A 14,454-nucleotide genomic window follows, 5' to 3' on the forward strand; every position below is an offset into this window, starting at 1 on the left:
AAAGTAAGAACTATTTATTTACGCATCAACTGGCTGCTTACCCAAATAATACACCGCCGCGGGTTCTGAATAATTTGGCGCATGATCGTAACTAAACACCGCATAATATTTAGCGATATCAGGGTTACCGAAATTATCGAGCGTGTATTCATCTGGGCCACCGTAAAGCTTTACGCCATCAAACGGAGAGCGCGGTGGGTGGAAGCAATTGCGAACCACAAAACAGCCGACAAAATCATCGTTCTCTGGGTTTTGCCAAGTCAATTTTACCACCCCATTTTCGACCTGTGCTTGTAATTCTGTGGGGGCAGGTAAAGCTTGATTACGACGGTTTATGTAGCGAATATTCAGCGCTGCATTACTCCACTCAATTAACGCATTTTTTGCCTGAGACTCAGCGGTGGCACGGATCACAAAGTAATATGGGGTTTGTGTTTGATGTAAGCGCGCCAGCTCCTTCAAGCTGTAGCTGTCGAACATAAAGTCATGGGCAGTGCGCTCTTTAAGCTGGGCGTTACTCACTTCATAGCCGATATATTCGATTTTCTGGCGCTGTTTAACGTGTTTAAAGTCAACGTCTTTTAACTCCACCAGCTCCACGGTAAAGCGCACGTCTTTGCTCGATGGCAGTGAGTTTTGGCTGTACAAGGTTAAGCAAGCTTGGGTGAACACGGTTTTTTCTGGCTCTAACTCGTGTTGATGCTCAAACGCCATTTGCCCGTAGACGATTTCACCTTGGTCGTCGAAACCTGAACATAAGCTATCCGCAATCACTTTCTCTTGATAAATAGTATTACAGCTGTTTGGCGTCAGTTTTAAGCTTTGCTCTGGTAGTTGATAAACCAACTCTAAATTAGGACGATAGTGTAAGCCGCTGCCAAATGGCCCATAACCAATGTCGAATTGCATGACTTGCGAGTCATTACCTAGTGGCAAACTGGTTGGCCCTTGTAAGCGTAAGATCAGTTTTTGATCGTCTAAAAGTTGAGAGATCAAATCTCGCTCGACACCATTAAACGACCATTTTAGCCAAATACCTTGGGTCATTTTATCAGACTCAATAGTCTGCCCAAGGGTATGCAAAGCAGGCGCTTCACAAATGGCACTGTAGTCATAAATGTTGTCGATTTGATTTGGATCGAGCACCGATATCGACCATTCACCATACTTCTCTATTTTCGCATTCACCCGATTCATCGGGTATAAGAAAAACTCAGCCCGATCAATATTCGAGCCTTCTGGGATATTCGCCAAATCAAATACCACTACGCCCACGCTCGTACCGCGTTTTTTATCGACACCAATAAACATCGAATTATAACCAAAGCGCTCGCGCGCCTTTTGCTGATAGTTAGCACTTAAATACCCAACTTGCTCTTTGGCTGGGAACAATGTGCGGCTACATTGATGCTCTGCCAATAAGGTTTTTAAACGCAGCTCTGGGCTAAACGGCGATTTAATTTTAGTAACTTTATCGACAGCGCGGATGTTGTAAAAATAAAACTGCCCGCTTTCTAGTTGTGTATCGGTGAACGACAATGATTTAGTAATCGCCACTAAGTTGGCTTCATTACAAGGGCTTTTATTATGTTCAGCACGGTACAATTCAAAATAAATATCTTCGCGCTGTTCATATTCCCACTCTAGCTCCACGCTATCGTGACCCACCTGTTTAATGGTGAAGTCAGGTACTCTTGCTGGCGCAAGGTTTGAGTAGTTAATGGCTTCACCCAATGCATAGGCAACCGCTGGAATATTCTCGGCAACGCTCTGCGCCATATTCTTCATATAATCAGGAATATTACGGGTCCCTACCTCAACGACTGTGGCAATAATCCCTTTACGATAATAATACTCGCGGCCGCTGCCCTGAATCAGCTGTGCAGGCGGCTTGCCACGATGAATACCATACTGACGCCCCGTGACTTTTTTAATCTCGTTGTTCATGTTTGCACACAACACATTTAAGTCTGTGCCTTCAATCTCAACTTCATGATTAAACTTATGGGCCGGAAAGAACACATTCCCCTGTGAATGGTAGTCAAGGGCAATACAAATGTTGCTGCGCTTTTCGACGAAGTCACGAATGGCACAGGTTTCAGGTTCTGAAAATGCATGCGGACCACCATAGGTGTTCGACTGCGTATTGGTATTTCGCATGAATTTAGCGTCGAAGTTGCGGTTAAGATCCACCCCAAAAGTGCCATCACCATTATTGCGGCGGTTTTTACGCCAAAATGAGAAGTGATTACGCGAGTACTCAAAGCCGTCAGGGTTTAGACAGGGCACCATATACAGCGTGTTTCGTGTTAACGCTGTTTGTAACTTAGGGTTAAAGCGATAGTTGTCTATGACATACTGAATAAACTTGATCGCTAACTCATTCCCTATCCATTCCCGTGCGTGAATGGTGCCCGTATACAATAACGCGGGTTTGTCATCCGCATAGGTGACATCTAATGACAAAGTAACCAGCATAATGGGCCTGCCCTCCCAGGTTTCACCGATACTTTGTAGGCGAATTAGATGCGGATGTTCACTCATCGCTTTTTGTAAAAAGTCGATGGTGTCTTGATACGACGCGTATTGTATTTTCATGCCTAATTCCCGTTATGCTTTTGTAAAGACCTGCCAGTGATCAACGATTTTCTCTAGCTTTTTCGCTTTGAGGTTTTTTACAACACACAGCTGTTCAGGCTCAGTATTTAAAGCCTCAACCACGCCAGTTGCGCCAAACGTCGCTAAGATGTCATCAATCATTTTGTCACCCACACCTTTTACTTCGCCCAGCATGGCGCGGATTTGTGACTCATCAAATGCCACATTCGGTAAATCGGTTTCAGACATGGCTTCATCGCTACCCGGCACAGGTTGCATGGCTGATGCTGCTACTATTTTGGCAGGCAGTTTAAAGTTATCTTGTAGATTCCAGATCTCACTCGGCCACTCTTCACCCGCGCGGAATTGGGTATCAAAGATTGGATATCTTTGCTCTGTCATATCGGTAAATAATTCGCCGCAGTCTTGGCTTGGGGTATATTGAGAGAAACCAATATGGCGCATAGTACGCAGAAAGCGTGCATCGATTTTGCCCAGCTCTTCCCAGTTATAAATAGGAATATTTGGTTTACGAAAACGCCCTTCGCCCAATAGCCACATCAAATACTGGCCAATCCAATCTCGAATATAAGGGAAGGCTGCAAAGGCAGTCGCACACTCTAAAATACGCAGCTTGCCATCTTTTCCTAGCGCAATATCACAAGCCCAATACTCTGCATTCGCTGCTTTTGAAGTTTTAGTCGCTAAATCAAGCACTGACTTTGGAATACCTTGGTAATCCATGCTACCGCCCTGACTGGTATTAGTGAGCCACTCCCCCTCTGGCGGTCGACGCCAGAATGCACAAACTGGTTTGTGACCAATCAGCATAACGCGAATATCGGCTTCCATCGGCACAAAATCTTGCACATAAACCGGGTAATAACGCTTTTCACTCAACAGGCTCTGCGCTTCTTCGTAGCTATCTACCTTATGGACAAAGTAGCCACCATAATTAGATGGGCCGTAAGAGCGTTTAATTATTTTCGGATAAGTCGCCGACGCAAGATAAGACTGCGCTTTTTCAGGAATATAGAAAATTTCAGTATGCGGGATAGGTAAGTCGTACTTACGACAAAAGTGCGTGACGTTCTCTTTTGATTTATTAGAAAACTGACTATCTAACGACGGTAAAAAGCGCACTTCAGGTAGAGCACGGGCAATGTCACGAAATGTCTCATACGCTGTAGCTGGAATATTGCCAATTAACACATCGATTTTTTTGCGTTTCACTTCTGCAATAAAGCGGGCTTTGTCATTACCCCAATGATAGGTCACTTGCTCAATTTTATCGGGCCAACCTTTAAAGTTAGATTTATCAAAAAAGCGCAGTACATAGTCTAAATAAAGCAGACCGATTTTTGGCAGTGAGGTTTTCTTCGTCATGATTTAAGCCACCTTGGCAGATTGCAGTGAAAGTTTGCGTTGTACAGTTTTGTCTATCAGCTCGACCATGGCCGAGATTTTGCTGTGATTAAAATTAATCCCCAGCGCTTCTTGTTCGGGCGTGGCAAAGGCAGGAATGGTATTCACTTCAAGCACCACATATTCTTCTCGTTCTCGGTCGTAAATAAGGTCAACACCTGCGATCTCTAAACCGAGCGTTTGTGTGGCTTTAACTGCAATATCGACCACTTCGTCACTTGGCTCGCGCACAAATACAGAACCACCGCTGGTGATGTTGGTTTTCCAGTCGTCCTTTGGCGCCTTACGGCCATAACAGCCCACACATTTGCCATCAACAATATCAATGCGGTAGTCGGTGTTGTCATAATTGATAAAGCGCTCTACGTAGAAATAACGTAAGTCGGTGCGGCTTAAAAAGGGCATTAACATGTCGAGCGCCTGCTCTGAGTCAATTTTTACTATGCCAACGCCGCCCCAGCCGTCGGTTGGTTTATAAACCAGCTTGCCACCGAAGTCGCGGATCGCTGACTTTAAGCCGTCCATGTCGTTCTTGTGACATAAACGGTAATCTGGCGTTACGATGCCTTGCGAGCTTAGTAAGTGAGAGGTGCGGAATTTATCTTCAGCAATTGAGAAAGCGTTGTAATTATTTAGCGTCGGAATGGTTTCGCTCAGTGTTTGATACAAGTAAAGCTGATACTGAGTTTGCTGCCCTGCGTTATAGCTTAAAAACGTATCTAACTTTTCCATGGCGATGCCATTACACATAATTGAGCCGCCCTGTGCTCTAGCATCTCTTAAATTTAATCCTGTTGAGGTTTGAATGCCTCGCTCAGCCAAAGCGTGAACTAGTTTTTGCTCGATGGCTTTACCGCCACCATTTTCGTACATCCAAATGCCTACATGAGGTGCTGTCACAATGTGCTCCTTGTTTTCAAAAACGGGTCTAATGCAAAAGGGTTATTTGCGCTGTTGGCGGCAATTTAAACGGATCAAGATGACACTTTTTTGACCAATTGCAGTGAACAAAATTTGTTCATAAAACATTCACCTCCTTGAAACATAGTGTCGAGAAACTGGCGGCAATTAAATACAGGGAAATCCGTTATGACACAGATAGATTTTGCAGAATTAGCAACCCTTATTAGTTGTAATTCTCACAGTAAAAACAAAGCAGGGATTGATGAACATGGCGAGCAAATGATAGCACTGCTTGCGCCTTTGGGTTTTGCTATGACCCGTTACCAAAGAGAAAATATTGGTGACCACTTGCTTTTCCATACCCCTAAAAGAGCAGGTAAGAAAGTCTTATTGCTCGGCCACCTAGATACCGTTTTTCCGCCCAATACCTTTACCGAGTTTAAGCAAGATGACTACTGGGTGTATGGCCCTGGTGTGTGCGATATGAAAGGGGGTAACTTTGTCGCTCTGAATGCACTTCGTAATTTAAAAGCGGAATTTGGCCCACTTTATAACATCGATTTTTTATTGGTCAGTGATGAAGAAACTGGCAGCGATGACAGTAAATATTTAACTGCAAAACTCGCCAAAGACTATGACGCGTGTTTGGTATTTGAAGCGGCAGGTAAAGATCACGAGGTCGTTATTGGTAGAAAAGGCATTGCCACTTTCGATATTGAGATCATAGGCAAAGCCGCCCATGCCGGCAATCACTACGCCGATGGCATCGATGCAAACTATGCATTGGCAAATATGCTCACCGAAATGACAGCTCTGACCGATTTAAAAAAAGGCAGCACCGTGAATGTTGGTAAAATCTCAGGCGGTTTAAGTACCAATACCATTTCACCAAAAGCCAACATGATGGTCGAAGCCCGCTTTAAAACTTTAAAAGAGCAACAACGTTTACTCAAAGGCATAGAAAATATCTGTTTCGCCATGCAAATCACCGGTGTGCAAATTAACGTGAACGGTGGCTTACAACGCGGTGTGATGAGCCCTGACGCACTGCAACAGCAGCTTCTTGATGAGATTGCCATGATCTTAGATGAGCCGCTGAAAACCGAACAACGCGGCGGTGTGTCAGATGCGAACGTAGTCAGCGCAGCAGGTGTGCCAACCTTAGATGGCTTTGGCCCGTACGGCGATGGAGACCACACCATTCATGAGCGCGCATTAAAAAGCAGCTTTGAGTTACGTATTAGGCAAGTGACACAGATATTGTCAGCATGGTGTTATCAAGCTGACAATGAAGCATCTAAACAAGATGCGCTCGAAGTTTAAAAATATTCATGCTTTAAGCTATTTAAACGAAAAAACAGCTTTTAAAAGCCTGTTATTGAACATTTTTCAAACAGCCACCGACTGTACACATGTTTAGCTGTGAGTTTAAATTTCTTCAATTTAAATTGACTGATTTTTGTGCAAGTTTTGTTGTGCTTATTTACCGATAAGTACAACAAATATAAGGAGCATAAAATGAAACTAAATAAAATTAAGAAGCAACAGCTTAAAAACTTAAGTCAGAGTAAGATGAATAACGAGCAAACGGCTGCTGTTGCAGGTGGTACATACACTAACCCAGCGCTTAGCTGTATCTCTTGCTTAACTGACTGCCCACTCTATAGGTGTTCTGCATTCAGTAAACTTGTTCATGCCTGCTAAGCTCTAGCCTATAAAAAATAAAGCCGGTTTGCACCGGCTTCATAAGTCACTTGTATTGTAGTTTTTCGCGTCTCTCTCTTAACCAAGAATGATGAAAAAACCAAATAATAGAGTGCGAGAAAACAAAAGCCAAAAAGTACTGATATGTTATTTCTGTAACAAAATTAGCTAACACCACTACAGACAAAGTAGTCAATAAAATCGTCTTGAGTATTAGTTGAATACTTGGCTTTACACTAATTGTATGATTATGCTGAGCTAAAGTTTTAACTAAAGGCACAGAGATTAAAAGGGTAAATAACAACGACAACCCAAAAACCGCGAGGCCTTGCTCAAAGTTTAGAGTCTGCGTAATTGCTAAATATGTGTAAGCAACAGCACATACGGCATGAAGTAGATAAAAAACTGCATACTTGCGTGCTACTGGCACATATCTATTTAAATAATGTGCTTTTTCTGCCTTGCAAGCCTCTCCAACCAGTCCCTGCTTAAGTAACATAACCAAAACGATATGACCCATCGCAAAAAAGAGTGGCAATACCTTTGTTCCACTGCTGGTCATTATCATGAACACGATAACAATCAGACTGAAAACATATGATACAAGACCAGCTTTGTTTTTAAGCTGGTTATCTTTCAATGAAGACATTAGATAACTTTTTCCCATAAATAATCCTTATTTAAGAAATGTAAAAATACAGCTGTGAAAATATTAGTCTCTGTAAATCATGGCCGTTAACGATACGATTAAAAAAGGTACAGCACAACTAGAAATAGAAGATACTGGCTAGACACTAGAGAATTCGCATTTAATTCTGACACTTAGGGCAATACACGGTACTTCTCTGTCCCAAACGAATTTCTTTCAGTACGGTTTTACAGGTCACGCACTCTTCGCCTTTGCGTCCATAAACCAGTAATTGTTGAGCAAAATAACCCGGTTTACCGTCAGACTGTGCGAAGTCTTTCAGTGTTGTGCCGCCTTGAGTGATGGCCGCAGCTAAAGTGTCTTTGATGATTGGCGTGAGTAATTTATAGCGCTTTAACGACACCTTGCCGGCTTCGCGTTTTGGATGAATACCCGCTTTGAACAACGATTCGTTGGCGTAAATATTACCGACGCCCACAACCACATGGTTATCCATAATAAATTGCTTTATGGGTACCTTCTTATTGCGAGAGCAGTCAAACAAATGCTCGGCAGTGAATTCATCGGTGAGAGGCTCAGGCCCAAGCTTTGCAAACAACGCATGAGATTCATTCGGTGCTTGCCATAAACACGCACCAAAACGACGGGCATCGTTTAGACGTAACGCTTTGCCATTATCGAAGTGGATCTCAACATGATCGTGCTTTTTTAGCGGCTCACTGATTGGCACAATGCGTAGGTGCCCCGACATACCCAAGTGTAAAATCACACTGCCAATATCCGTATCGAGCATTAAATATTTCGCTCGACGGCGCACACTGTTGATCGTCATCCCTTCAATGTCTTTCACTTCATCTGGCACTGGCCAACGCAAGCTTGCATTGTGTACCAATACTTTGCTGACTGCTTGTTTTTCAATGTGTGGGCTAATGCCTAAACGGCTGACTTCGACTTCTGGTAATTCAGGCATGAGGTTCTCTAATGTCTCTTTCTTTAAATATGTTGAGATTATTGTGTGGTTGCTTGCGCTAAGTTAAGCGGCTCAAACAGTTGATACGCTAGCTCTGATTCTAAGATCAACCAAGATTGCTGCTGCTTATCAAAAATATAGTATTGCTCGGCGTCTTGGTAGAGTTGAAAGCTCCAAGGTAACTCCTCACCTGCTAACCAAAACTGCGCCACACTGACGGCTTTGCTACTCGGCAAAGAAATATCTGTCAGCTCTAACTCAACTTGCTGCCATGCATCGATCAACAAAGGCAGTTGATTCGGACTTACTTGCCACGGCCCTTCACTACGCCAAGCTGTGCCAATGCGTTCAATTTTGTAGCCAGGAAAAGCCAATGTCAGTACAAATGTTTGCTCGGGTAAGAGTCGCTGAGGGCCAGACACCTGCTCATCCGGGTTGAGCTTATGATGCAGACCATTTAAAAAGAAGATCATGATCAGCATGGCGAAGATCACCACGTTATTCCATGCTTTACGACTCAATCCCATGCGCTTGCCTCTGTGTTTTATTGCTTTTATTAAATAGTCGTTTTGCAGTGTATCGAAAAACATCTTCACTGTGGAGCATGCTTTTGCCCTGTTTTGCTTCGGTTAGGCTTAGATTTAGGTCTAAAAATGCATCGACTTGCTATTAAACTGTCGTGATTGTTTGCTAGAATATCGCGCAAAATTTAAGGAGTTCCGTCCATGGCAATGTATGTAGTGGGTCATAAGATCCCTGATTCAGATTCTATTTGTGGTGCAATTGCACTTGCATATTTAAAAAATCAAATTGGTGAAGCAGCAATCGCAACGCGTTTAGGCGATGTATCACCTGAAACTCAGTTCATTCTAGACACGTTTGGTTTTGAAGCGCCTGAGCTTAAAATGAGCTACGCAGGTGAAGAGGTTTACATCGTAGACCACACAGAAAAAACACAAGCGCCAGATGACATTGATGAAGCAACGGTTGTGGGTGTTGTTGACCACCACAAACTTGGCGACTTGACAACCTCTACACCGCTTGAGTGTTGGATCCGTCCTGTGGGTTGTTCAAACACCATCATTAAGATGATGTATGACTTTTACGGTGTTGAAATTCCAAAGAACATCGCGGGTCTTATGTTAGGTGCAATCCTATCTGACACAGTAATCTTCAAATCACCAACTTGTACGACTGCTGACATCAAGTGTGTTGAAGTACTTGCTGAAATCGCAGGCATCGAAGACTACAAAGCATTCGGCATGGAAATGTTTAAAGTTAAATCAGCGGTTGAAGGCACGCCTGCTCGCGACTTAGTTATGCGTGATTTTAAAGACTTCAACATGAACGGTAACCTAGTAGGTATCGGTCAGTTAGAAGTTATCGACCTAGCGGTATTTGACGACATCAAAGCTGATCTTGAAGCTGACATTGCAAAACTAAAAGAAGAAGGCGGCCGTCACTCTGTATTCTTACTACTTACAGACATCATGAAAGAAGGTTCACAAATGCTTATCGCGTCTGATGACGAAGGTATTGTTGAACGTGCTTACGGTGTTGCGCCTGAGCAAAGCCGCGTATGGTTAGATGGTGTACTAAGCCGTAAGAAGCAAGTAGTACCACCACTACAAGACGCGTTTGCATAAGCAATAACTAGCAAGTTATGTAAATAGCTGATAAAACCGAAGCAATGTCTTCGGTTTTTTATTGCCAATAATCTATGCAGCAACATGTATCTAGCCAACTACTTATCGAGCCCGGCGTATTAGCTATTTTTGGCGCAGTGCCAAAAACCGCAGCACATCAACACACGCTTATTCAGATCACCTTACCCATGGGTAACGCAGATATGCGCCTAACTCTGCCAAATCACGATGCAATCCAACTCTCTGGTGCAAACATCATTAATCAAACAATCAGCCATCAACTAACCATGCAAGCTGGGTGGGTGATCTTAATCGAGCCTAGCTGCTATGTTGGCAAGCAGCTCACGGCAAAACTGGCTGATAAAAAATTTATTGAAATCGAGATAAATAAACCCTTAAACAGTACTCAGACCCTAAGTGAGCTGCTTGATTTATGTGGTTTAACCCCAGCACTTCAAACCACGGCACCGCAATCCACACTTGATACACGTATAGCTCGCTTACTCGATAAACTTAATCGCTGCATTGGTAATGAGTGTGTAAAACCACAACAGTGGCGCGCAGCCGACATTGCCATTGAGCTCAATCTCTCAGAAAGTCGCTTTTTGCATTTATTTAAAGACACCATGCAGATCCCCTGGCGACCTTACTTATTATGGCGGCGTTTGATCTGTGCAGTACAGACATTACAACAAGGAAAAACCGCCACAGAAGCAGCGTATATTGCAGGTTTCTCAGACAGCGCGCATTTGAGCCGCACCTTTAAAAAGCAGTTTGGATTAAGCCTGAGGGAATATCAAAAGCGTTAAGAAAGAACCCTATAGAATTTGCAAATATTGTTACAGACAATCAGCAAAACTACTGAGCCTCAGTCAGGGCCACTTGCTCCATTCGCCCTAGGTAAGCCTCAACGATTTTTGCATAACCCTTACCCTGTTTAAACTTCTTCAACTCATAATTAAACCTATCTCTGAGCATTTTATCTTTAAAAGCGACACTGGCAGTGACAGGTGGTATTAAATAATGATGTTTAAAGATATCTATGGGTCTTTGTTTGTCGTTCAGACGATAAAAATAATAGAAAATGTACTGGTCTAATACTGCAAAATCGTAACGAGACTTAGTAAGCATCTCGGGGATCACCGACATATCTGCCAGCTCTTTATATCGCGCTTGCTCCGACATGGCTTTAAACGCATCGCCAAAATAGCCCGGCGCACCTTGAAAGGTAATCACAGAATACTTTGCAAGATCGCTGATAGATTCGGGCGATAAATTACGCTCAGATAAAGAAAACACCATAGGTTTATAGGTAACAATAGGGTCGCTGATATAAAAATTATCGCTATCTTTTGCAAAAAATATCGGAGCCATTAGATCGTACTGGCCAGAGCGAACTAATTTTTCTGCACGGCCAAGCGCGACAAAATGCAAATTAACAGAATAACCTAGCTGTCTGAGCACGGCTTTGGTCACATCTAAATCTATGCCGCTGTAGAGTTGATGATTTATGGTATGAGGCGGCCCTTCACTGGTGACTAGATCAAGCGCTTTGCTTAATGGGCTGAAAAGAAATAGTACATTAACAAAACTGAGCTTTAAGAATACTAATGCTGCTTTAAGGCACTTATACAAACCTGAAAACATTGCCCCCTCATCACCTAACTTCATTCCATGCTCCACTCATTTAAACTCTCTAAAGATAAGTCTAGGAACTATTGGTAAGAGGTAAAGTATAAACCAAAAAACCCAGCCGAAGCTGGGTTGTGATCGGGGGAGATCGTTAAAGCGTGTTAGTAGGCGAGATTAAAAATCAAATAACCTTGCGTACGAGTATTATCGAATAGCGCTATATTCGAGCTGTTGGTATAACTTTTAAAGCCTAGGTCTGCAGTTAACCAAGGCACAGATAAGCCCGCAAAATTGTAAGAAACTTGCACGCCTAAGCGAGACTGCGTGTCAGTTCTTACTTCTTCAAAGCCTGGGATAATGGCATCATAGCTGACGTTGTTCATATCATAATTCAATGACAAAACAGTATGATCAAATGGGTAATAATTCACGCCAAAACCAAGTCCAAGATCTGTAAAGCTATATTGATCTGCGCTACCTGCACCCATACCATAAGTTAAGCGACCATTTAAAATTACCGAAGGTAATAGCTGATAGTCCACCATAAAACGTGGTTCGATGAGTGTTGTGTCTCGCTCTGCATCTTCACTGTATGCATAACCTTGATAACTCAAGACCGAAGTTAAACGCATTTTTGGACTGTATAGCGTCGAATAGGCAAAATCAGCGCCCGTAACATCAAGTAACGCGCTGCCACCAACCGTAACCATCGCCATGCGAGGCTGAGCCATCACTTCACCGCCCCAGCGCTTACTCTTATAAGCAAACGACAAGTCCATTACCGTGCTGTCAAAGTCACTGTAATCACCATATAGAGTCGAATCGACAACGACTTGCGCCTCTATCTGCGTTTTAGGGTCGAGCAGCTTACTGACATAGCCTCTAAATCCGGCATGAATACCAGCAGTAGACGTCGGACGTGACTCAGAGTTAAAAATAAACTCAGTGCCATATATTTTGATTGATTCTGAAGTCGGGGCATTATTGATGTTTGAATCTGTGATCGAGCCCAATGAACCTGAGATCTGCCACTTAATGGCATCTGGACGTTGTGCCAGTAAGGCTTCTACATTGTCACGCACAGGCTCAGAAAGAGAATCTAGCTCGAGTAACTGCTCATAAGTGTCAGTGGCCTTTGAGAACTCGCCTAAGTATTGATAAACCAAAGCTAAATCTAAATAAGGTCGAGCTGATTTTGGATCGAGTTCAACTAACTGTTCGAAATATTGCTTTGCTTCTTCATTTAGCCCTAAACCAGCATGACACTGGCCTTTCAAGAACAAGCTGTTTAAACCCAACTGACGCTTCGTTGTATGCAATTCAGCGGGTAAAGTATCAAGTAGATCACAAGCACTGGCGTAGTTGCGCGCTTTGATCATTTTTACCGAATCAAGGATCGCCTGATTGATTTTTTGCTCTTCATTATTTGCTGAAACAGCCCCCGAAAACAGGACTGCTGATAATAGAGGGAGTAACGCTTTCTTTATCATCACTTCTTCGCCTTAAAACGACCAACTGCGGCTTTACCACCACGAGAATCCACACCTAGTGCCCATACACCACCAACTTCTTGAGCCGCACTGCCAAAGAAACTGCCTGTTAGAGCCCCTTTTTGACCGTCACCTGCTTCAATTGGGGCACTAAAATTATTTGGCCCTGAAATAGTCGTTTGCTGGATCACACCCGCCATACGATCTTGCGAGTCTTGTAATTGAAAGCTGCCAGAAAGCTGAGTATTGCTATTACCATTAAACGACACATCTAGGGTGATAGCACCGGTCAGCGTGTCGCTACCATCAAGGTAACTACCTGACATTTCGCCCTTGTATCTCGCTGTGGCTTCGGTTGGTAATTCTCGAGTTAGCTCACCCTGCTGCGGGCCTAAACTCGCCTGTAAAGCACTCATATACTGCTGTTGATTTTCTGTAGTAATGGCATCTTGCGGCAGTGTTGGCCAGGTATCTAGCTTATCAATGGCAAAATCTCCAAGCTGCTCATACACCAAGCCAGGATTATTTGGATCTGGAATTGGCTCAGGTTGAGTCGTGACAACCTCTTCACTCGGTACAGGAATATCGTACAGTTCAACTAAGTTTTGAAACTCCATCAATTTTGCATCTAACTCTGCCTGAATACTGATAGGACTCGTTGCTGTTTGCGCGATCAGTGCGTCATCTACTTCATAAACGCTCAACACGATACCTGAGCTCGCGGTTGCCTGCTCCGGCTTAGTGATGGCTAAACCATTCATCACTGCCGCTTTTACATCTGGCTTCTGTAATGCTTGCGTTAGGCTAATGCCCGAGTCTTGCAGTTGGATAAACTGCTCTTTTAAATATTCAGGCAAATACTGTTGGATATCTTTGTGTTGTAATGCGATTGCTAAACTCGGCGCATCATTACCTAGCTGCTCTAGTGCTTGCACCAACAGCGCGGTTTGATCAGGTAATAACTCAATACGCTCACCTGACAGTAAGCGCTGCTTAAGCGTGTCGATGTTTAAAGCGTGATTTGCGATGAAGTCAGCATCAATAGTTCGCTTAATATTTTCAAGCTGCTGGGTTTTGCTAAACAGCTTGCCTTGAAGACGTGCCAGCTGTGAAGCTGAAGCGTCTATGTCTTGTTGATATTGACGGCTGCGCAGTTGCTCTTTTAGAACTTGCTGCTGGTTATTGCTTAGCTGCGTTTGTTGATTATTTTGATAATCTGCAAACGCTTTAACAGACTGCTCATGAGCTAGTCGCGCTTCTTCTACATAGCCTTTTAGGCGCTGAATTTCTGATTTAAGTAAGACAAATTCATCTGCCTTCTTTGGATCAACTTGTAACAGTTTTTCAAAGCTAAATGCTTGCTCATTGGCAAGCACAGGTGCATTTGCCAATAAGGCAAATGCAAGTGTGGTTGAAGTAATGATTGTTTTTTTCATT

At 43.3% G+C, this 14,454-nt stretch carries 13 protein-coding genes; 4 read left to right on the forward strand and 9 right to left on the reverse strand.

Going from position 1 to position 14,454, the window contains the following annotated elements; all coding sequences use genetic code 11:
- Positions 1-18: 18 nt before the first annotated feature.
- The 3 genes from AC1HJP_RS09475 to AC1HJP_RS09485 are packed head-to-tail and all read right to left on the reverse strand — an operon-like array spanning position 19 to position 4,923.
- A complete protein-coding gene (locus tag AC1HJP_RS09475; protein WP_480361589.1) occupies positions 19-2,598 on the reverse strand; it encodes a M14 family zinc carboxypeptidase in 2,580 nt (859 codons plus the stop codon).
- A gap of 12 nt (positions 2,599-2,610) precedes the next feature.
- Complete coding sequence (locus tag AC1HJP_RS09480; protein ID WP_480361590.1) at positions 2,611-3,984, reverse strand: ATP-grasp domain-containing protein; 1,374 nt, start codon at positions 3,982-3,984, stop codon at positions 2,611-2,613.
- Positions 3,985-3,987: 3 nt separating this feature from the next.
- Positions 3,988-4,923, reverse strand: coding sequence for an ATP-grasp domain-containing protein (locus tag AC1HJP_RS09485; protein WP_421965392.1), 936 nt, complete (start codon positions 4,921-4,923; stop codon positions 3,988-3,990).
- 189 nt (positions 4,924-5,112) lie between these two features.
- Here AC1HJP_RS09485 and AC1HJP_RS09490 point away from each other — a divergent pair, with 189 nt between their 5' ends.
- Together AC1HJP_RS09490 and AC1HJP_RS09495 are read left to right on the forward strand one after the other, a co-directional pair.
- Positions 5,113-6,249 carry a M20 family metallopeptidase gene (locus AC1HJP_RS09490; RefSeq protein ID WP_480361591.1) on the forward strand — a complete coding sequence of 379 codons (1,137 nt, stop codon included), beginning with the start codon at positions 5,113-5,115 and terminating at the stop codon, positions 6,247-6,249.
- A 195-nt stretch (positions 6,250-6,444) separates the two neighbouring features.
- Positions 6,445-6,630, forward strand: coding sequence for a hypothetical protein (locus AC1HJP_RS09495; RefSeq protein ID WP_480361592.1), 186 nt, complete (start codon positions 6,445-6,447; stop codon positions 6,628-6,630).
- A 46-nt stretch (positions 6,631-6,676) separates the two neighbouring features.
- On the opposite strand, the gene AC1HJP_RS09500 is transcribed toward AC1HJP_RS09495, so the two are convergent.
- The 3 genes from AC1HJP_RS09500 to AC1HJP_RS09510 form a co-directional block, all read right to left on the reverse strand.
- The gene (locus tag AC1HJP_RS09500; RefSeq protein WP_480361593.1) at positions 6,677-7,297 is read right to left on the reverse strand and encodes a hypothetical protein; all 621 of its coding nucleotides are present in this window, start codon (positions 7,295-7,297) and stop codon (positions 6,677-6,679) included.
- A 142-nt stretch (positions 7,298-7,439) separates the two neighbouring features.
- Positions 7,440-8,249 carry a bifunctional DNA-formamidopyrimidine glycosylase/DNA-(apurinic or apyrimidinic site) lyase gene (gene mutM, locus AC1HJP_RS09505; protein ID WP_480361594.1) on the reverse strand — a complete coding sequence of 270 codons (810 nt, stop codon included), beginning with the start codon at positions 8,247-8,249 and terminating at the stop codon, positions 7,440-7,442.
- Positions 8,250-8,287: 38 nt separating this feature from the next.
- A complete protein-coding gene (locus AC1HJP_RS09510) occupies positions 8,288-8,839 on the reverse strand; it encodes a hypothetical protein (RefSeq protein ID WP_480361685.1) in 552 nt (183 codons plus the stop codon).
- Positions 8,840-8,974: 135 nt separating this feature from the next.
- Between AC1HJP_RS09510 and AC1HJP_RS09515 the strand changes: the two genes are divergently transcribed.
- Positions 8,975-9,895 (forward strand): manganese-dependent inorganic pyrophosphatase, encoded by a 921-nt coding sequence (locus AC1HJP_RS09515; RefSeq protein WP_010562021.1) that lies wholly within the window; start codon positions 8,975-8,977, stop codon positions 9,893-9,895.
- A gap of 74 nt (positions 9,896-9,969) precedes the next feature.
- Positions 9,970-10,704 carry a helix-turn-helix domain-containing protein gene (locus tag AC1HJP_RS09520; protein ID WP_480361595.1) on the forward strand — a complete coding sequence of 245 codons (735 nt, stop codon included), beginning with the start codon at positions 9,970-9,972 and terminating at the stop codon, positions 10,702-10,704.
- Between the two features lie 49 nt (positions 10,705-10,753).
- On the opposite strand, the gene AC1HJP_RS09525 is transcribed toward AC1HJP_RS09520, so the two are convergent.
- The 3 genes from AC1HJP_RS09525 to AC1HJP_RS09535 form a co-directional block, all read right to left on the reverse strand.
- Positions 10,754-11,566, reverse strand: a complete 813-nt coding sequence (locus AC1HJP_RS09525; RefSeq protein WP_480361596.1) for a substrate-binding periplasmic protein — start codon at positions 11,564-11,566, stop codon at positions 10,754-10,756.
- A 122-nt stretch (positions 11,567-11,688) separates the two neighbouring features.
- The gene (locus AC1HJP_RS09530) at positions 11,689-13,017 is read right to left on the reverse strand and encodes a surface lipoprotein assembly modifier (protein WP_480361686.1); all 1,329 of its coding nucleotides are present in this window, start codon (positions 13,015-13,017) and stop codon (positions 11,689-11,691) included.
- Positions 13,017-14,453, reverse strand: coding sequence for a transferrin-binding protein-like solute binding protein (locus tag AC1HJP_RS09535; RefSeq protein ID WP_480361597.1), 1,437 nt, complete (start codon positions 14,451-14,453; stop codon positions 13,017-13,019). Before AC1HJP_RS09535 ends, AC1HJP_RS09530 begins: the two co-directional genes overlap by 1 nt.
- Position 14,454: the final 1 nt, after the last annotated feature.

Source organism: Pseudoalteromonas sp. NFXS53, assembly GCF_056629255.1.